Annotated in this window: 19 protein-coding genes; 13 read left to right on the plus strand and 6 right to left on the minus strand. The window is 58.5% G+C overall.

Annotated features, from left to right (window positions below):
- Positions 1–3: 3 nt before the first annotated feature.
- Positions 4–1,050 (minus strand): TRAP transporter substrate-binding protein DctP, encoded by a 1,047-nt coding sequence (gene dctP / locus Q0Y21_RS16235; RefSeq protein ID WP_297797703.1) that lies wholly within the window; start codon positions 1,048–1,050, stop codon positions 4–6.
- A 170-nt stretch (positions 1,051–1,220) separates the two neighbouring features.
- On the opposite strand from dctP, the gene Q0Y21_RS16240 reads away from it, so the two are divergent.
- Entirely contained in the window at positions 1,221–1,961 is a 741-nt protein-coding gene (locus Q0Y21_RS16240) for an enoyl-CoA hydratase-related protein (protein ID WP_297797705.1), read from the plus strand.
- 20 nt (positions 1,962–1,981) lie between these two features.
- Here the strand turns inward: Q0Y21_RS16240 and Q0Y21_RS16245 are convergent, their stop codons facing one another.
- Positions 1,982–3,568: a class I adenylate-forming enzyme family protein gene (locus tag Q0Y21_RS16245; RefSeq protein WP_297797707.1), complete on the minus strand. Its 1,587-nt coding sequence runs from the start codon at positions 3,566–3,568 to the stop codon at positions 1,982–1,984.
- Between the two features lie 140 nt (positions 3,569–3,708).
- On the opposite strand from Q0Y21_RS16245, the gene Q0Y21_RS16250 reads away from it, so the two are divergent.
- The 12 genes from Q0Y21_RS16250 to Q0Y21_RS16305 all read left to right on the plus strand — a co-directional run bounded on the left by Q0Y21_RS16250 (position 3,709) and on the right by Q0Y21_RS16305 (position 15,548).
- Entirely contained in the window at positions 3,709–4,503 is a 795-nt protein-coding gene (locus Q0Y21_RS16250) for an SDR family NAD(P)-dependent oxidoreductase (protein WP_366517697.1), read from the plus strand.
- Positions 4,503–4,943 carry a PaaI family thioesterase gene (locus tag Q0Y21_RS16255; protein WP_297797711.1) on the plus strand — a complete coding sequence of 147 codons (441 nt, stop codon included), beginning with the start codon at positions 4,503–4,505 and terminating at the stop codon, positions 4,941–4,943. Before Q0Y21_RS16250 ends, Q0Y21_RS16255 begins: the two co-directional genes overlap by 1 nt.
- A 67-nt stretch (positions 4,944–5,010) precedes the next feature.
- The gene (locus Q0Y21_RS16260; RefSeq protein WP_297797835.1) at positions 5,011–6,219 is read left to right on the plus strand and encodes an acyl-CoA dehydrogenase family protein; all 1,209 of its coding nucleotides are present in this window, start codon (positions 5,011–5,013) and stop codon (positions 6,217–6,219) included.
- A 177-nt stretch (positions 6,220–6,396) separates the two neighbouring features.
- Positions 6,397–7,164, plus strand: coding sequence for an SDR family oxidoreductase (locus Q0Y21_RS16265; protein WP_297797713.1), 768 nt, complete (start codon positions 6,397–6,399; stop codon positions 7,162–7,164).
- A gap of 135 nt (positions 7,165–7,299) precedes the next feature.
- On the plus strand, positions 7,300–8,364 hold the full coding sequence (locus Q0Y21_RS16270) for a phosphotransferase (protein WP_297797715.1): 1,065 nt from the start codon (positions 7,300–7,302) through the stop codon (positions 8,362–8,364).
- The gene (gene surE / locus Q0Y21_RS16275) at positions 8,361–9,140 is read left to right on the plus strand and encodes a 5'/3'-nucleotidase SurE (protein ID WP_297797717.1); all 780 of its coding nucleotides are present in this window, start codon (positions 8,361–8,363) and stop codon (positions 9,138–9,140) included. Before Q0Y21_RS16270 ends, surE begins: the two co-directional genes overlap by 4 nt.
- Before the next feature lie 22 nt (positions 9,141–9,162).
- Positions 9,163–10,830, plus strand: coding sequence for a long-chain fatty acid--CoA ligase (locus tag Q0Y21_RS16280; RefSeq protein WP_297797719.1), 1,668 nt, complete (start codon positions 9,163–9,165; stop codon positions 10,828–10,830).
- A gap of 161 nt (positions 10,831–10,991) precedes the next feature.
- Complete coding sequence (locus Q0Y21_RS16285) at positions 10,992–11,855, plus strand: branched-chain amino acid ABC transporter permease (protein ID WP_297797721.1); 864 nt, start codon at positions 10,992–10,994, stop codon at positions 11,853–11,855.
- 2 nt (positions 11,856–11,857) lie between these two features.
- Positions 11,858–12,889 (plus strand): branched-chain amino acid ABC transporter permease, encoded by a 1,032-nt coding sequence (locus Q0Y21_RS16290; protein WP_297797723.1) that lies wholly within the window; start codon positions 11,858–11,860, stop codon positions 12,887–12,889.
- The gene (locus Q0Y21_RS16295; RefSeq protein WP_297797724.1) at positions 12,882–13,652 is read left to right on the plus strand and encodes an ABC transporter ATP-binding protein; all 771 of its coding nucleotides are present in this window, start codon (positions 12,882–12,884) and stop codon (positions 13,650–13,652) included. Before Q0Y21_RS16290 ends, Q0Y21_RS16295 begins: the two co-directional genes overlap by 8 nt.
- A complete protein-coding gene (locus tag Q0Y21_RS16300) occupies positions 13,639–14,346 on the plus strand; it encodes an ABC transporter ATP-binding protein (protein ID WP_297797726.1) in 708 nt (235 codons plus the stop codon). Before Q0Y21_RS16295 ends, Q0Y21_RS16300 begins: the two co-directional genes overlap by 14 nt.
- A 53-nt stretch (positions 14,347–14,399) precedes the next feature.
- On the plus strand, positions 14,400–15,548 hold the full coding sequence (locus Q0Y21_RS16305; RefSeq protein WP_297797728.1) for an ABC transporter substrate-binding protein: 1,149 nt from the start codon (positions 14,400–14,402) through the stop codon (positions 15,546–15,548).
- A 70-nt stretch (positions 15,549–15,618) separates the two neighbouring features.
- Here Q0Y21_RS16305 and Q0Y21_RS16310 read toward each other — a convergent pair whose 3' ends face one another.
- The 4 genes from Q0Y21_RS16310 to Q0Y21_RS16325 all read right to left on the minus strand — a co-directional run bounded on the left by Q0Y21_RS16310 (position 15,619) and on the right by Q0Y21_RS16325 (position 19,349).
- Positions 15,619–16,074, minus strand: a complete 456-nt coding sequence (locus tag Q0Y21_RS16310; protein ID WP_297797730.1) for a MaoC family dehydratase — start codon at positions 16,072–16,074, stop codon at positions 15,619–15,621.
- Positions 16,075–16,104: 30 nt separating this feature from the next.
- Positions 16,105–16,866, minus strand: coding sequence for a class II aldolase/adducin family protein (locus Q0Y21_RS16315; RefSeq protein ID WP_297797732.1), 762 nt, complete (start codon positions 16,864–16,866; stop codon positions 16,105–16,107).
- A gap of 133 nt (positions 16,867–16,999) precedes the next feature.
- Positions 17,000–18,142, minus strand: coding sequence for an acyl-CoA dehydrogenase (locus Q0Y21_RS16320; RefSeq protein WP_297797734.1), 1,143 nt, complete (start codon positions 18,140–18,142; stop codon positions 17,000–17,002).
- Between the two features lie 10 nt (positions 18,143–18,152).
- The gene (locus Q0Y21_RS16325; protein WP_297797736.1) at positions 18,153–19,349 is read right to left on the minus strand and encodes an acyl-CoA dehydrogenase family protein; all 1,197 of its coding nucleotides are present in this window, start codon (positions 19,347–19,349) and stop codon (positions 18,153–18,155) included.
- Positions 19,350–19,381: the final 32 nt, after the last annotated feature.

Below are 19,381 nucleotides of genomic sequence, written 5' to 3' on the forward strand. Positions count from 1 at the left end.
CGCTTACAGGTAGCCCAGCTCTGCCAGGTAGTCTTTCAGCATGTCCAGCGCCTTTTTGGCGTTGTCGCTGCGCTTGCCTTCCTCATCCCACAATTTCTGGGCGGTCTGGGTCAGACGATCCTGCACCTCATCCGGCAGCGTGTTGACCTCAACGCCGTGTTCGTTGATGGCCTTGGCGAGAGTAATGCGTTCCTTGTACTGGTACTCGTTGGTGCGGAACCAGAACTGCTCATTCAGCGCCTGCTTGACGATTTTCTGCATGTCTTCCGGCAGCTTGTCCAGGGCCTTCTGGCTGACGATGATGACATCGGTGCCAGCAATGTTCAGAGCCGGCTGCACGTGGTATTTGGCCACTTCGTACAGACCCATGGAGAAAGCACCCTGGGAAGCGCCCCAGTGGGCACCGTCGACAATGCCGGAGTCCAGGGCAGAATAGAGTTCACTACCCGGGATATAGGAGGCGGCAGCACCGGCTTCGGTCAGGAATGTCTGCAATGCACCGGAAGAGCGGATTTTCAGCTTGGTGAAATCTTCCCAGCTGTTGATCGGCTGCTTGACCACCATCTCGGTGGGGTAGACCTTGTCGGTTGCCCAGTAGACACCGTATTCGGCAGCTTCATCGCGAAGCATTTGTTCAAAGCCGAGGCCCTGGTGGAAATAGGCGGCTTCCCAGACATTACGGAAGGCGAACGGCAGACCGGACGCAATGCCCGCGAGGGTGATCTTGTCCTGCGCATAAGACGGGGAAATGGTACCCATTTCCAGAATGCCACGGCTGACAGCGTTGAAGATTTCCTTGGCCTTGAACAATGAGCCGGCTTCGTACAGCTCCAGCTCCAGGCGTCCGTCGGTGCGTTCTTCAAGAATCTTCTGGAGACGAACCAGGCTATCTTCATAGGAACTGCTGGAACCCGGCCAATGGGACTGGACTTTCCAGGTATAGATTTCCTCGGCAGCTGCCGGAGCGCTGGCCAATGCGGCGGTCAGGCCCAGGGTCAGGGCGCTACCGTAGATGGTCAGGGTTTTTCTGGCGGTGGTTAGCATCTTCATTGCGGGACCTCGGTCATTGTTGTGTTGGACGTCCTGTTTTAGTTTCGCACTGCAGAACTGTTGGTTGCAGAATGAATTCGTGTATCTGAATCTATCACACACTTTGCGTTTTGCAATAGGATGGAGGTCTATATTCCGTTACCAAAGTTTAGTCCAAGAGGAGATGTCCAGTGATTAATGCGCAAAGTGAGTCAGGTGTTACCCACCTGGTAATCAGTCGTGCGAACAAGAAAAATGCCCTGACTCGCGATATGTACCAGGCGTTGGCTGAGGGCGTGAGCGCAGCGGCGGCAGACACCCGTGTGCATGCCATCGTGATCAGTGGTGAAGGGGGCGTATTTACCGCCGGCAACGATCTAGACGACTTCCGTGCCCGCGCTACGGATGCCAGCCCGAAGCCCTCGGCTGGCCTGGCCTTCATTGAAACCCTGATGGCGTGCGACACACCGGTCATTGCAGCAGTGGAAGGGCTGGCCATCGGAATCGGTACCACCTTGTTGTTGCACTGTGACTCCGTCATTGCCGGTCGTTCCGCGCGTTTCAAGACCGCATTCGTGGATCTGGGTCTGGTACCGGAGGCCGCCTCCACCGTGACCATGCCATTGCACCTGGGGTCACGGCGCGCTGCGGATTTGTTGCTTATGGGCGAAACACTGAACGGCGAGGAAGCCCGGGAGTGTGGGCTGGTCAGCCGTGCCGTCGATGACGGGCAGGCGGTGGAAGAGGCGCTGGCGCAGGCCAGAAAACTCGCAGCCAAACCCCGGGAAGCCCTGAGAGCCAGTAAGCGGCTAATCAAGGCCCCGTGGAAGGATGCGGTGCGCGAGGCACTCGAACGGGAGCGCACGGTGTTTGCCGAGCGGCTCCGGTCGGAGGATTGTCGGGCCGCTCTGGCACGAATGGATAAGCGCTAGTATTCCGACAGGGCCGCTATTCAGGCCCAGTAAGGCGCTCTCAGCTCCCGCTTCAGTACCTTACCAATGGTGGAGCGGGGCAGCTCCGGACGAAACTCAATCGCCGCCAGGCGTTGGGTCTTGCCCAGTTGTCCATTGGCCCAGTCCAGAATTTCCGTTTCATCCTGCGTGCAGCCGGGCTTGCGCACCACCAGTCCCAGTGGTGTTTCACCCCATTGCTCGCTGGGAATGCCAATCACTGCGACATCGGCGACGCCAGGGTGGGCATGCAGTACCTTTTCAAGGTCCACTGCATAGATATTGAAGCCGCCGGAGATGATCATGTCCTTGCGCCGGTCCAGGATGTAGACAAAGCCCTCGTCGTCGATTCGGCCCATATCACCGCTGCGATAGAACACCAGACCCTCAGGACTGGTCCAGAGCATCTCTTGAGTCTGTTCCTCGCGGTTGACGTAACCCCGCATCATGGAGATGGCGCGACCGACGATTTCCCCGGTTTCGCCCTGAGGCAACTCGTTGCCATCGTCATCAATCACCCGGACTTCCGCGCCTTCGGTTGGTAGCCCCACCGAGTCCCATTTGTCCGGACGGGCGGCGCAATCCAGGCTGGTGGAGATGCCGCCTTCCGTCAGTCCATACACCTCGCGAATATTGCCTGGCCAGCGCTCCATGGCTTCCCGGATGACCTTCGCTCCCAGCGGAGCGCTGGTGCAGAGTTTGAGCTGGAAAGTGGACAGATCGAAGCGATCGAACTCCGGATCGGCGAGGATGCGCTGATACTGAACCGGCACCAGCATGGCGTGGGTCACACGGTAGCGTTCGGCCAGTTCGAGAAAGCGCCGGGCATCGAACTTTGCCATGAGTACCAGAGTGCCACCGTGGAAAAGGGTGGGCAGCACGGACACCAGGGTGGTGTTGGAGTAGATCGGAGTGGAGACCAGGTTGATGGCATCGCCGTCCAGCCCGAAGCGGCTCATGCGGACCATCTGACGCTGGCGAAAACGATAGTCGTGGAGAATGCCCTTGGGAGTGCCGGTAGTGCCTGAGCTGTAAATGATATTGAATGGATCATCCAGGGTCACCGGCGCCGGGTTGGCCTCGGCGTCGATATCTCCCAGCCAGGAATCCAGGTCCTGACCGGTCCGCGGGCCACGGCTATCCAGCCCGATGCATTGATCGGGGCCCAGGGTGTCGAACTTATCGGCCATCGCTTCAATCAGCCCGAAATTCTTTCTGGAGACAAACAGGAAACGGGCCCCGCAATCCTCCACCATCAATGCCAGGCTGCCAGCGCTGGCCATGCCTGAGAGCGGCACCATACAGCCACCGGCGACCAATGTGCCCAGGTACAGTGCGACGTATTCGATGCTGTTTTCCGATAACCCCGCCACCGCATCGCCCCGTTCCAGGCCGGCTGATCTCAGCCGATTGGCAATGCGATTGGCGTGTCTGACCAGCTCCCGCCAGCTGACCTGAGTCTCACCATCAATGAGTGCGATATGGTCCGGGCGTTCCATCGCCAGTTGCTGAATACGTTGACCGATGGCTTCCATGGTCTCCTCGGAATCCATGGGCGCGTAAACGGGCATGTGCTGCGTTCTTTTCATTTTATCGCCTCTCAGTGTTCTTGTGTTTTATCTAGTGAAATTAGCTTTCGAATATATTGACTCAAAACCGGTTGGCGTGACAAATTACGGTCAAGGTGAAATTTATGACGACGCAACAAACCACAATAAGGAGCATCGGCATGGAGCGTTTCGACAATCGGATAGCCATAGTCACCGGGGCGGGCAGCGGTATCGGCAGGGCCACCGCCGTCAGGCTGGCCCGCGAAGGGGCAAAGGTGATGATGGTGGATCGCTCCGAAGCCGGTCTGCTGGATACCGAGGGGCTGATGCCTGAGGGCGCTGAGGCCCTGCGCCGTATCGGTGATGTGGCGGATGAAGACCAGGTCAGGTCGCTGGTTGAGGAGACCATTTCCGCCTTCGGCCGGATTGATGTGCTGTGCAATGTGGCCGGTATTGCCAGTACCGGCAGTGGCCACCCGGACATCACCGGCAATGACCGGGAGGAGTGGGAGAAAGTCCTGTCGGTAAATCTGATCGGCACCATGCTGTTTATCAAGCATGTGGCGCCACACATGCAGGCCCGCAAGCTGGGCTCAATCGTCAATACTGCCTCCGTGGCGGGTATCCGCTCCGGTGCCGGCGGCAATGCCTACAGCGCGTCCAAGGCCGGGGTTATCAATCTCACCATGACGGCTGCCTGTGACCTGGGAACAGACAATGTTCGAGTGAATGCCGTGTGTCCGGGGTTGGTGGAAACCGGGATGACCCAGGCCGTGTTCGACTACGCCCGTGCCAACGAGAAGGCCCACAAACTGGGGTCCCGTTGCGAACTGCGCCGCTACGGTGCACCGGAAGAAATCGCCGCGGCCATTCTGTTCCTGGCCAGTGATGACGCCAGCTACATTACCGGTCAGGCCCTGCCCGTGGATGGTGGCAACACCGCTTCGCTTAACCTGCCGGGGATGAAAGTGTAATGAATGACGAGAGTTTGCATATTCGTGGCGGCCAGGACCTGCCCGGGTTCCACAATCTGCTGGGGTATCGCCAGGTGTCCTGGGAGGAGAACGAGGCGGTGATTGAGCTGGAACTGCAGCCCCGTCACCTGAACCTGGGTGGCGTGGTCCACGGCGGCGTGCTGACCTCACTGCTGGACATTGTCCTGGCCGAGGCTGGCACCTTCTGCCCCTACCCCGGTCGGATGCGTAAGGCCATCACCCTGTCGCTGACCACGACATTCACCGGCCAGTGTTCCGGTGGGACGATTCGGGTGACCGGGCGCAAACGCGCAGGCGGCACCCGGATTTTTAACAGTACCGGAGAAGTCCACGACGACAAGGGCAACCTCCTGGCTATCGCTGAAGGCACCTTCCGTATCCGCTCCGGAAGTGAAGGTCCAGAAGGCGTCCCGATCTGACCCTCCAAACAACAAGAGACACGCCGGTGTTGTCGCCGCCGGCCAACGACTATCAACCAATGAGGTACTGGACATGTTTGAACTGTCTGACAAAGCCAAAAAGCTGCAGGCGCAACTTCACGAATTCATGGATGCTCATATTTATCCCAATGAGCACAAGTACCATGAGCAGGTAGAGCAGGCGGAGAACCGTTGGGCTCCGGTACCGATCATTGAGGAACTGAAGGTCAAGGCCAAGTCGGCCGGTCTGTGGAACCTGTTTCTGCCGGAAAGCGAATTCGGCGCCGGTCTGACCAACTACGAATACGCACACTTGTGCGAAGTCATGGGTCGTTCGGCCATGGCCCCGGAAGTGTTCAACTGCTCCGCTCCTGACACCGGCAACATGGAAACCATTGCCCGCTACGGCAATAAAGAGCAGCAGGAAAAATGGCTGAAGCCACTGCTCAACGGCGAAATCCGTTCCTGTTTCTCCATGACTGAGCCGGATGTCGCCTCCTCCGACGCCACCAATATCGCCTGTGAAATCCGCCGCGAAGGCGACGAGTATGTAATCAACGGTCGCAAATGGTGGTCTTCCGGCGCCATGACCACCACGGCCAAGATTGCCATCGTCATGGGCAAGACCGATCCGGATGCCGAGAAGCACAAGCAGCAGTCGATGATTCTGGTGCCTCTGGACACGCCGGGGGTGAAGATGATCCGCCCGCTGACGGTGTTTGGTTATGACCACGCGCCGCACGGCCACGCCGAGATTCACTATGACAATGTGCGGGTACCGGTGGACAACATTCTGCTGGGTGAGGGCCGTGGTTTTGAGATCGCCCAGGGCCGCCTTGGGCCGGGCCGTATCCACCATTGCATGCGCACCATCGGTGTCGCCGAGCGTGCCCTGGAGTTGATGTGTCAGCGTGCCAATGCCCGCGAGGCCTTTGGCAAGCCTTTGTCCAGTTTCGATTCCATCCGCAAGGACATTGCCCGCAGTCGTATCGAGATCGAGCAGGCGCGGCTGATGACTCTGAAGGCGGCGCACATGATGGACACCGTCGGCAACAAGGTGGCCCGTCAGGAAATCGCGATGATCAAGGTGATTGCCCCGAGTATGGCGCTGAAGATTATTGATCGTGCGATTCAGGTTCACGGTGGTGCCGGTGTGTCCCAGGATACTTTCCTGGCGAAGGCCTGGGCCCACGTCCGGACCCTGCGGCTGGCGGACGGTCCTGATGAGGTGCACCTGGATTCCGTGGCCAAGATCGAACTTAAGCAATATCGGTAAATATTATAGGCCCGCGTTGTCGGGTGTCTGAACGAACGGGGAGGAGCCTGCCGGGACACGCTGTGAATACGTCCATGTACGCTCGACAAAAACATCCATGTTTTTGACGGTCCCGGCAGGCTCCTCCCCGTTCGTTCCCATAGCTCCGAGAAAGATTTTCGAGAATAAGGTGCCAGTATGAACAACCCGCTTTTTGATATGACCGGAAAAATCGCCCTGATTACCGGTTCCACCAAAGGCATCGGCCGTTCTATCGCCGAAGAGATGGCCCGCCTGGGTGCCAAGGTCGTGATCTCCAGCCGCAAGGCTGACGCCTGTGAGCAGGTCGCCGGAGAGCTGAAAGAGCAGGGCTGCGAGGCTATCGCCATTCCCTGTCACGTGGGCAAGAAAGAAGACCTGCAGAACCTGGTGGACAAGACCAACGAAGCCTGGGGTTCCATCGACGTACTGGTGTGCAATGCCGCGACCAACCCGGTCTACGGCACCACCGCAGAAATGACCGACGACGCCTGGGACAAGATCATGGACACCAACGTCAAAGGCACTTTCTGGCTGACCAATATGGTGCTGCCGCAGATGGCTGAGAAAGGCGAGGGCGCTGTTGTTCTTCTATCCAGCATCGCCGGTATTCGCGGTAATACCACCATCGGCACTTACGGTGTGTCCAAGGCCGCCGAAGCGGCCCTGGCCCGCAACCTGGCCGTGGAATGGGGTCCGAAAGGTATCCGTGTGAACAGTATTGCCCCTGGGCTGATCAAAACCGACTTTGCCAAGGCTCTGTGGGAAGACCCGGTGCGCGTCAAACGCGCCGAGGATAAAACCCCGCTGCGCAGAATTGGCGACCCGGTTGATATCGCCGGACTGGCGGTATTTCTGTCCACCAAGGCCAGCGCCTACGTCACGGGACAAGTCATCGTCGCCGACGGCGGCGAAACTATTTGCTGAGGATTGCCATCAAGAGTGGGGAGGCCGACGGGTGGGGGTGCCTTTATTCCCTGCACAAAGGCACCCCCACCCGCCGGCCACCAAACCTTTGTGTGGGCTGCGACCTTTAAAGATTAAAGAAGGCATGAACGAACAATGAGTATGACACCAGAGTTGGTAGACGTGCTGCCAGCCCACCAATTCGATGAAGCGCAACTGCTCGCCTGGCTTCAGAAAGCCATTGATGGTTTTGGTGCCAGGTTGGACGTGAAACAATTTCAGGGCGGGCAGTCCAATCCCACATTCTTGCTGGATACTGACAGTGGGCGTTACGTATTACGTAAGAAACCACCCGGAAAAACACTGCCTTCTGCCCATATGGTAGAACGGGAATACAAAGTCATGCGGGCCCTGTCTGAACACACTGATGTGCCGGTACCAACTACCCGGGCCCTGTGTGAAGACAATAGCATCATTGGCACACCATTCTATGTCATGGACTTCCTGGAAGGCAGGATCGTGAGCCACCCGGGACTGCGGGCGCTGGACCGTCAGGAGCGGATGCCTGCACACCTGTCCGCCATTGATACTCTGGCGACGCTGCACTCTGTAGACGTGAATGCGGTGGGCCTGAGTGATTACGGTCGCCCCGAAGGCTATGTCGCGCGGCAGGTTGCCCGGTGGACGAAACAGTACCTGGCGTCCAAGACCGACGATATGCCCGTCATGGACAAGCTCATGGAGTGGTTGCCGGCGAATCTACCGTCCACCGATGAGTGTGCCATCGCTCATGGCGACTACCGTTTTGGCAACCTGATGCTGGCGCCGGACAAGCCCGAGGTTGTCGCGATCCTAGACTGGGAACTGTCAACGCTCGGCCACCCGCTGGCGGATCTGGCGTACTACTGTCTTCCCTATCATTTGCCTTCGGACATGGAAGGCTCCCGCGGTTTGCTGGGTGAGGACCTGGAGGCCCTGGGCGTTCCCGATGAGCAGGAAACCATTGCCCGCTACTGCAAAAAGACCGGCCGTGACGGTATCGCTGACTGGCATGTGTACCTGGCGTTCTCGCTGTTTCGCCTGGCAGCCATTCTTCAGGGCGTTTATGCCCGCGCCCTGCAGGGCAATGCCGCTAACGCCGACGCGCTGCAAGTGGGTAAGCGTGCGAGTCAGCTGGCGGATGTGGGCTGGAGAATTGCCAGTGAGGGAGACCGGTCATGAGCGAGACTATTGTCCGTCGAATCCTGATCACCAATGACGATGGCATCAACGCACCGGGCCTGGCGATTCTGGAACGTATTGCCCGCAATCTGGCCGAGGAGGTCTGGGTGGTGGCGCCGGAGCACGATCGCAGCGGTGCGGGCCAGAGTATTTCCATCCATGACCCGCTGCGGGTGTACGAAAAAGGGGAGAACCGCTACGCCGTGTCCGGCACTCCGGCGGATTGCGTTTTGTATTCGCTGGCCCAGTGGTTTGGGGAAACCCCGCCGGACCTGGTGCTGTCCGGAGTGAACTGCGGCGCCAATATCAGTGACTCGGTGCAGTACTCCGGAACGGTGGGTGCGGTGCTCAGCGCGGAACACATGGGCATACCCGCCATTGCCCTGAGCCAGGCTTTTTTGAGCCGGGAAGGCATTGACTGGTCGCCGGTGTCGGCATTCGGTGAGCAGATTGTCCGCAAGCTCTGGCAACCCGGTGAGAACCGTGCCTGGAATGTGAACTTTCCAGCTTGCGATGCCGGTGTGATCCGGCACGCGCAATGGTGCCATCAATCCACCGGTTCCATTCAGCGGCCGCGGCTGCTGGCGGGGCAGGATGCCCGAAGCCTGCCCTACTGGTGGTTGGGTTTTGATCGCAGTTCCCGCCACATCCTGGCACCGGAGGAAGATGTCACCGTCCTGCGCGAGAAGGCCATTGCCATCACACCATTGCGTCATCGGGCTCTCTTGCCCGGCGATACCGAACGATTTGAGCTGGCCGCCATGGCGGCCCACTGACTTGTATGAGGGGATCACAACAATGACATTTACACGCCATCACAACGTCTGGCCCAAAGAGTTACCGAAGACCATGACGCTGCCTGATACCAGCGTTTTCACCAATCTGGAAATTTCCGCCCTGCGGTATCCGGAGCACACGGCCACCATCTTTTACGACGCGCCCATGAGCTACCGCCAGCTGTTGGCTGAAGTGGAAGCGATGGCTGGCTATCTTCAGGCGCAGGGTGTGAAAAAGGGTGATCGGGTTCTGCTCTACATGCAGAACTCGCCCCAGTATGTGATCGCCTACTACGCCATACTCCGTGCTGACGCGGTGGTGATTCCGGTCAACCCGATGAACCGGGCCGCCGAGCTGGAGCACTACATTGCCGATACTGAGGCGAGCGTGTGTCTGGCCGGGCAGGAGCTGGCAGGTTTTATCGCACCGATGCTGGAAAATACGGGGCTGGAGCAGGTCGTGGTGGCGTCCTACAACACTTACGTTAACAAGGACACCGACCTGGATCTGCCGGCGGAGGTGGCCGCCCCGGCCTGGTCAAAGCACGTTCCGGGCGTTGTGACCTGGGAGCAGGCGCTGGCATCGGAGCACAAGCCGACGGCGCACACTGCCGGTCCGGACGATCTGGCGGTGATTCCCTACAGCTCCGGGACCACCGGCGCGCCCAAGGGCTGCATGCACACTCACCGCAGTGTCATGGCCACGGCCGTGCATCGTGCATTCTGGAATCTGAGCACCGCCAATACCGTCCAGTTGGCAACGCTGCCGTTCTTCCATGTGACCGGTATGACCAGTTCCATGAACAGCCCCATTTTCAGTGGCTCGACCACCGTCATCATGACCCGCTGGGACCGAACCACGGCGGCCCGGTTGATTGAACGCTACCAGATCAGCGGCTGGACCAACATCGTCACCATGGCGGTGGATTTCCTGTCGAACCCCGATATTGCGAAGTACGACCTGAGTAGCCTGAACACCATTGGCGGTGGTGGTGCGGCGATGCCGGAGGCCGTTGCCTCCAAGCTCAAGACGATGACGGGATTGGACTACATTGAGGGCTACGGTCTGTCAGAAACCATGGCTGCCACCCATATCAATCCGCCGGATCACCCCAAGGCCCAATGCCTGGGCATTCCGGTATTCGATGTCGACAGCCGCATAATCGATGTGGACACCCTGGAAGAGAAAGGTCCGGGTGAGGTCGGTGAAATTGTTTCCAACGGCCCTCAGGTGACCCGGGGATACTGGAATCGTCCGGCCGAAACCGAAGCCGCCTTCGTGGAAATCGACGGCAAGCATTTCTTCCGTACCGGCGATCTGGCCTATTACGACGAAGAGGGTTACTTCTTCATGGTGGATAGGGTCAAACGGATGATCAACGCCTCGGGTTTCAAGGTCTGGCCTTCGGAAGTGGAAGGGCTGATGTACCGGCATCCGGCGATCCACGAGGTGTGCATTATTTCCTCGCCGCACCCCAAGCGTGGAGAAACCGTCAAGGCCTGCATTGTGCTGACGCCGGATGCGGATGGAAAGACCACCGAAGCGGACATTGTCAGTTGGTGTAAGGAGCAAATGGCGGCATACAAAGTGCCTGAACTCATTGAGTTTGTGGATGAACTGCCGAAGTCACCCACGGGCAAGCTGATGTGGCGGGCGCTGCAGGAAGAGGAGTGGAAGAGCAAGGCCTGAGGCCAATTTACAGTCTCAATGTTTCGCAGTGCGGAAGCATATTCTAAATATTGACATGCGAGACATTCAGTGCAATTGTTTCATCATGCTGATGCAGGGCCACAAGGCCCTGCCCAGAACCGCATAACTCGCTACAACAACAAAACAGCGGAGGAGCACACTTGAACCTTTTCTTTCAGCAAATCATCAACGGGTTAACCCTGGGGAGTATCTACGGTCTCGTAGCCCTGGGGCTGACCCTGGTCTACGGGATACTCCACATCCCGAACTTCGCACACGGTGCGTTGTATATGGTCGGGGCCTTCATGTCCTACTTCTTCATGGTCGACCTGGGAGCGCATTACTGGGTTGCCATGGCCGGATCGGCCATTGTAGTCGCCGCCCTGGCCGTACTGTGTGAGCGCCTGGTATTCCATCCCCTGAGGCATTCACCGCCGATCCACGACAAGATTGCCGCTATCGGCATCCTGCTGTTCCTGGAAGCGGTGGTGCAGATGTTCTGGGGCTCGGATTTCCGCCGCATGTCTTCGCCGTTCACCGGCATCCTGAACTTCGACGGGCTGATTATTCCTGAACAGCGTCTGCTGATCATTGCCGGCGCATTTGTGCTGGTGGTGGCCCTGCAACTGTTTCTGCGCAAGACCATGACCGGTGCGACCATCATCGCCATGGCCCAGAGCCGCGACGGCGCCTTCCTGGTGGGGATTGATGCCAACCGTGTGGCGATGATGACCTTTGCGATCTCGGGCGTGCTGGCTGCGTTTGCCGCCACCCTTTACGCGCCGATCAACCTGGTGTACCCCGCCATGGGCCACCTGGTCATCATGAAAGCCTTCGTAATCATCATTCTCGGCGGTATGGGCAGCATTCCCGGTGCCATTATCGGCGGCATGATTATCGGCTTCGCCGAGGCCCTCGGTGGGTTCTACATCTCCACTTCCTACAAGGACATCATTGCCTTCGGCCTGCTGGTGCTGATCCTGTCCGTTCGTCCACAGGGCCTGTTCGCGAAGGGGGCGCACTGATCATGTTTAAATTCGCATCCATGTTGATGACGCCAGCCGCCAAGTACCTGATGCTGGCCTTCGCTGTGCTGTTCCCGCTGGTAGCGGCGAACGAATATCAGGTGTACGTGATGGCCACCGCCTTTGTCTGGGCGATAGCGGTCTACGGCCTTAACATCATTACCGGTTTCTGCGGCCAGCTGAACCTGGCCCACGGCGGTTTCTTTGCCATCGGTGCCTACACCCTGGGCCTGCTGACCGCCGACTATGGCTGGAGTTTCTGGCCGGCCTTCCTGGCTGCACTGGTCATGACCGCCGCGCTCGGGTTTCTGGTGGGTATCGTGTCCCTGCGACTGAAAGAGCATTACTTTGCCATCTTTACCCTGTGTGTGGGGTTCATCATCTACCTGTTGATCGACAAGTGGGAAGAGCTGACTCATGGCGCCATTGGCGTTCGTGATATTGCCGCGCCCTATGGCTTCGGTGTGGTGGATTTCACCGACACCACGCCGTTCTACTATCTGGTGCTGGCCTTTCTGGTGTTCGCCATCTGGTTCATGGGGCGGTTGTCGAAGTCGCTGCTGGGGCGGACGTTCATCGCGATTCGCAACGGAGACGAGCTGGCCCAGTCCCTGGGGATCAACCTGATGCGCAACAAGGTCCTGGCGTTTGTACTGTCCACCACCTACGCCGGTCTGGCGGGTGCTCTGTACGCCGGGATGGTGCGTTTCATCGGTCCGGATGAGGCCAACATCCAACATACGTTCGACATGATCACCTATCTGCTGGTGGGCGGCATTGGCACCATCATGGGGCCGCTGCTGGGCACCATCGGTATTGTGTGGATCACCCAGTCCCTGCAGTTCCTGGAAGAGTACCGGATGATCATCTTCGGTCCGCTGCTGGTGCTGCTGGTGATCTTCTTCCCGAGGGGTATTACCGGTTCTTTCCTGACCTGGATGCACCGCAAGTCCCAGGCTCTGGTGCCTGGAAAAAAGCGTGAGGAAAGCAAGGTGAATACGGTTCAACCCAGGGAGGCGGAAAGCAATGCTTAAGGTAGAACATCTGACCAAAATGTTTGGCGGTCTGGCCGCGGTGAACGATGTCTCGGTGGAATTCGAGACGGGCAAGATCAACGCCATTATCGGACCGAACGGGGCCGGGAAAAGTACCTTCTTCAATCTGATCTCCGGTATGCACGAGCCGACGTCCGGCCGCATCCTGCTGGACGGTGTCGATGTCACTACACTGCCCAGCGACAAGGTCGCACGGCTGGGTGTCGGACGGACTTTTCAGACCACCAACCTGTTCGAGCAGGCGACCGTGCTGGATAACCTGATCGTGGGGCATCGGCTGCGGACGCGCTCCGGATTGTGGGATGTGCTGATCAACAGCAAGCGCCTGCAACGGGAAGAAAAATCCGCGCGAGAGAAAGCGATGGAAGCCCTTGAGTTTGTGGGGCTTACCCACGTGGCGGGTCAGTTTATTGCCGACATCACCCAGGAAGAGCGCAAGCGCGTGGCCTTTGCCCTGGCGCTGGCCACCGACCCCAAGATCGTGCTGCTGGACGAACCAGCCGCCGGAATAAACCCGGAGGAAACGGTCGGTTTTGCTGCGCTGATGCGCAAGATGGTCGACGAGAAGGGACTGACCGTCTGCCTGATCGAGCACAAAATGGACATGATCATGAGCCTGGCGGACAAGATCATGGTGCTGGACCACGGCGAAAAGATCGCCGAGGGCACACCGGAGGAAGTGCGTAACAATCCGGTGGTGATCGAGGCCTATCTGGGAGGTGATGAAGATGCTGCAGCTTAATCATGTTGATGTCTGCTACGGCAGCTTCAAAGCCCTGACGGACATTTCGATGTCCGTGGATACCGGAGAGCTGGTGGTGCTGCTTGGGGCCAACGGTGCGGGTAAAACCAGTCTGTTCAACGCCATCAGCGGTCTGGTCAAACCCGCCGCCGGTGACATTCTTTTCGAAGACAAGCAGCTCAACGGAATGAAAGCCAGCGCCATTGTTTCCAACGGTGTGGTGCAGTGTGCCGAGGGGCGCAAGCTGTTCCCCGAGATGAGCGTGATGCAGAACCTGATGATGGGGGCCTATGTGCACCGTCGTGATCGTCAGGGCAACCGGAAACGTCTGAATGAGGTGCTGGAGCTGTTTCCGATCCTCGGAGACAAGGCCAATGAGTCGGCAGGATCGCTGTCCGGCGGCCAGCAACAGATGGTGGCTATCGGTCGCGCCATGATGAGCCGTCCGCGCTTGTTGATGCTGGACGAACCATCCCTGGGCCTGGCCCCGTTGGTGGTCAAGCAGATGTTCGAAACCATCAGGCAGATTAACAGTCTGGGCACAACCGTGCTGCTGGCTGAACAGAATGCTTTCGCGGCCCTCAAGATTGCCAATCGCGCGTACGTCATGGAAAACGGCCACCTGGTGATGGAAGGTGACCGGGAAGCGATGCTTGGCAATGAGCAGGTTCGCAAGGCGTACATCGGGGCCTGATCGGCCTCAAACAACAATTACAGAGACACGCACAACACAACCAGGAGACAACAATGAAAATAGCCAAAAAACTGGGTCAGGCTGTCGCGGCGGTGACCCTGGGCGTGAGCCTGTCCGCCGGTGCCATGGCGGGCGAAGTGAATATTGGGTTCACCGGTCCGCTGAGCGGTGGTGCAGCTCTCTACGGCGAGAACACCCTGTCCGGACTGCGGATGGCCGTGAAGGAGATCAATGCTGCAGGCGGTTTTGATCTGAACGGCGAGAAGACCACGGTCAACCTGGTTTCCCTGGATGACCGGTACTCGCCGGCTCAGGCGGCCACCAACGCCAAGCGACTGAAGCAGGAGTCCAACGTTGCGGCGATCTTCGTGCCCCATTCCGGTGGTATTTTTGCTCTGCAGGACTTTAACGAAAAAGATGATTTCCTGCTGATGGCCTACTCCAGCGTGCCGAGCATCACTGAAAAGGGAAACAGCCTGACCCTGCGCATTCCGCCCACCTTTGATGGCTACGTCAAAGCCTTTACCGACTATGCCCTGGAGCATCAGGGCAAGAAGCTGGGCATGGGTGGAGCCACCCATGAGTACGCCAAGATCTGGAGCTCCATGGTCAAGAAAGAGTGGGAATCCAAGGGCGGTGAAGTCGTTTCGGATACCCCCATGGACTACAACAAGTCGGCGGATTTCTTTACCGGCGTCAGCCGTATCATCTCCGAAGGTCCGGATGTGATGTTTGTGGGCGGTGCCTCCGAGCCGACCGGTCTGGTAGTACAGCAGGCACGCCAGATGGGTTTCCAGGGCGGCTTCATCGTCATGGATCAGGCCAAGATTGATGAAGTGGCCAAGGTCGCTGGCGGCCTGGATATGGTGGAAGGCGCTATCGGTGTGGTGCCGCTGAGCGTGTATGAAACCGATGCAGCGAAAGACTTCATCGAGCGCTACCAGGCCGAGTACGACAAGATGCCCGGGTCCGAAGCAGCTTTCAACTACCTGGCGCTGCACGCTCTGGTGGAAGCTATGGATGCCACTGATTCCACGGATCCGAAAACTCTGCGTGCAGCGGTTGACGGTGCGCTGAAAAACATGGATGCCAGCAAGAACCCGTACGAAGTCATCGGTGTGACCGAAAACGGCGGGTTCATTACTGATCCTACCTTAGCGGTGGTGAAGAACGGCAAGATCGTTGAGGAGGAAATTGACTGATCAGGCGTTCGCGTTTACTGAACGAAAAAGGGGCCTTATGGCCCCTTTTTTCCTTCGTGGCGTCGCCGATCTAGGCGACATACATCACCAGATTCTCCGCCACACAGGCGGGTTTGTCCTCGCCCCGGATCTCCACCGTAGTATTGTAGGCAGCCAGCGTGCGCTGTTCATCCACTTTGGTGACGCTCTGAAGCTCTACCCGGGTGCGGATATCGGAGCCGGACCTGACCGCTGCCGGGAATCTCAGCTTATTCATGCCGTAGTTGATGCTGGCGCTGGTACCGCTCACCGACATTAATTGCTGATTGAGCTGGGGGATCAGGGACACGGTGAGGAATCCATGGGCCACAGGGCTTTTCCAGGGGGCTTCCCGCTTGGCCCGTTCCACGTCCACATGAATCCACTGGTGATCCCCCGTTGCATCGGCGAATGCCTGGATCATATCCTGGCTAATGGTCTTCCAGGGGCTGTGGCCGATAACCACGCCGGTATAGCTGTCCAGATCGTTTAACGCGATGGATACCATCAATTACTCCTCTTGTTTTTGGCAGTGGATTCAAACGGCGTAACCCGGATTCTTGCTGTCCAGCAGTCGCACCAGTGCCGGCCATGTCAGTGCGGACGCGCCACCCAGCGCCTGAGACTGGTCGGCAGTGGTCTGAATAGCTTGTTCCGAGGGCAGGTAGGTCGGGCCACAGCTTTGGGCCTTGACCTGGATCTCGCAGGCTTTCATCAGGAAATACAGGTAGGTAAAGGTTTCCGGTACATCCTTGCCGGCCGTGAGCACGCCGTGGTTGCGCAGCAGCATCATCGACTTGTCGCCCAGATCCCTGATCAACCGCTCCCGCTCGTCGAGATTGAGGGCGACGCCCTCGTAATCGTGGTAGCTCAGGTGATTCAGGCACAGCATGGCGGTCTGGCTCAGAGGGAGTAGACCATCCCGATGGGCGGATACAGCAACACCATCGGAGGCGTGCAGGTGCATCACCGCGCCTGCGTCCTCACGCCCCATGTGTACGGCGCTGTGGATGGTGAAGCCGGCCGGGTTCACGCGGCTGACATTACCGGACTCCACTACCTGCCCGTCCTGATCCACCTTCACCAGCGAGGACGCAGTGATTTCATGGAACAGCAACCCATAGGGGTTGATCAGAAAATGGTGATCCGGGCCCGGTACCCGGGCGGACAAATGGGTGAACACCAGGTCGTCCCAGCCGAACAGGGCGACCAGTCGGTAGGCCGCGGCCAGCTCGGTGCGTACCTTCCATTCGGCGTTTCTCAGGTCCTGTTGCTGTGATTGATCGCTTGTTGTTGTCATCGTGATGTCCTCAGGCTAAGACAGAATGTTTCCTGCAGTGTACTGCATAAAAAAGGGGGGTGGCTGACGCCACCCCCGCAAAAGACCTCTGACTGGATATAGTGAGGCCTCAGGGACACAAGTCCAGAGCGTGTTAGCTGGCTTGCAGCAGGGAGGCGTAACGTTCCAGGTGGAAATCGTCATCGCCCAACTGGTGATTGATGGCGATCAGTCGCTTGGCGTAATGGGCAAAATTGTATTCCCAGGTCATGCCAATACCACCGTGGGACTGGATGCCGGATTCGGAGATAAACTGACCGGCACGACCAATCACATTCTTGGCAGCGGCCAGCACGCGACGACGCTCATCGCTTTGTTCGCTGTCGGCGACGCTGGCGGACAGAATGGCCATGGAGCGTGCCTGCTCCAGTTCGGACATCATGTCTACCATGCGATGCTGCAGCACCTGGAACTTGCCGATAGGCACGCCAAACTGCTTGCGCTGCTTGAGGTAATCCAGGGTCAGCTCGTTGGCCATCTCCATCACACCTACGGCTTCGGCGCACAGTGCGGCAATCGCGCGGCCGGCCTGATATTCGATGACGTCAGCGGCGTTGCCTTCCTCGCCCAGCAGCGCGTCTGCGCCGACCTGAACGTTGTTAAGGGTAATGTCGCAGCCCTTGGCACCGTCGATGGTGGGGTACGTGCGGCGTTCAACACCGGCAGTGTCCGGGGACAGCGCAAACAGGCTGATGCCGTCGGTGTCGCGGGTATCACCAGAAGTGCGGGCGGACACCACGATCAGGTCGGCACAGTGGCCACCGATCACAACCGCCTTGCGCCCGTTCAGGACATAGCCTTCGCCTTTTTTCTCAGCGCGGGTTTCCACGTTGTTCAGGTCATAGAAGCTCTGGGGTTCCTGCAGGCCGACAGCGGCTTTCAGTTCGCCGCTGGCGATGCCGGCCAGCCAGTTTTCTTTCTGGTTGTCGTTGCCGGCCTGATCGATAAGGCCGCCACCCAGAATAACCGACTGCATGTACGGTTCCAGGCACAGGCCGCGCCCCAGTTCCGCCATCAAAGACTGAACTTCCACGCCGCCACCGCCGAAGCCGCCAAGTTCTTCGGAGAACGGCACCGCAGTCAGCCCCAGCTCGCTGAGCTGCTGCCAGAAATCGGCGCTGAAGCCCAGGTCGGTCTCGCTGAATTCCAGGCGCTTTTCAAAACTGTATTCACCGCGCACCAGACGCGCCACGGTGTCCTGCAGCATTTGCTGCTCTTCATTGAGTCGGAAATCCATGGTCGCCTCCTTAAAGCCCGAGAATCATTTTCGACACGATGTTCTTCTGGATCTCGTTGGATCCGCCGAAAATCGACAGCTTGCGGTTATTAAAGTACTGGGCCGACAGTGGGGCGGCGTTTTCGTCCGACAGGAATTCGCCCTCGTAATTCAGATCCAGCTCTTCCTCGACAAATGGCAGGGCGTAGGGGCCAATCGCCCGGCGTGCCAGATCGTTGATGGCCTGGCGGATTTCGGTGCCCTTCACTTTCAGCATCGAGCTTTCCGCGCCGGGTACACCTCCCCCTTCAACTGAGGCGATGATGCGCAGGTTGCTGATTCCTGCGGCCGTGAGATCAATTTCTACCCTGGCGATACGCTGGCTGAACGTCGGATCCTCGATCAACGGTTTGCCATTTTTCAGACGACGGCTCGCCAGTTGCTTGAGGTGCGACAATGCCGCCTTGGACATGCCAATGCCGGCCAGGCCGGTGCGTTCATAGGTCAGCAGGTACTTGGCGTAAGTCCAGCCCTTGTCCTCTTCACCAACGAGGTTTTCAACCGGCACCTTCACGTCCTCGAAGAACACCTCGTTGACCTCGTGCTCGCCATCCAGCGTGATGATGGGGCGCACGGTAATGCCCGGTGTGTCCATGTCGATCAGCAGGAACGAAATACCTTCCTGGTTCTTGACCTCGGTGTTGGTGCGTACCAGGCAGAAGATCATGTTGGCGTGCTGGCCCAGAGTGGTCCAGGTCTTCTGGCCGTTGACAATGTAGTGATCCCCATCGCGTACGGCACGGGTCTTCAGGGACGCCAGGTCGGATCCGGCGCCGGGCTCGGAATAACCCTGGCACCACCAGTCCTCGCCACTGAGGATGCGTGGCAGGTACTTCTGCTTCTGTTCTTCGTTACCGAACTTGATGATCACCGGTGCCACCATGTTCACCCCGAACGGGATGGAGCGGGGAACACCGTAACGGCAGGATTCTTCGTCCCAGATGTGCTTCTGGACCGGAGTCCATTTCACACCGCCGTACTCTTCCGGCCAGTGGGTGGCGTACCAGCCCTGTTCGCTGAGAATTTTCTGCCACCGCTGATGATCCTCTTTGGACAGGCGGCGGAACCCTTTGACTTTGGCGGCGATGTCCGCCGGCAGCTTCTCATCCAGGAACGCCCTTACCTCGTCACGGAAGGCAAGTTCCTCGGCCGTGTAGTTCATGTTCATCGGATAAACCTCATCAGTGCATTACAGCGAAA

The organism is uncultured Marinobacter sp. (assembly GCF_947259545.1).
Lineage (GTDB): Bacteria > Pseudomonadota > Gammaproteobacteria > Pseudomonadales > Oleiphilaceae > Marinobacter.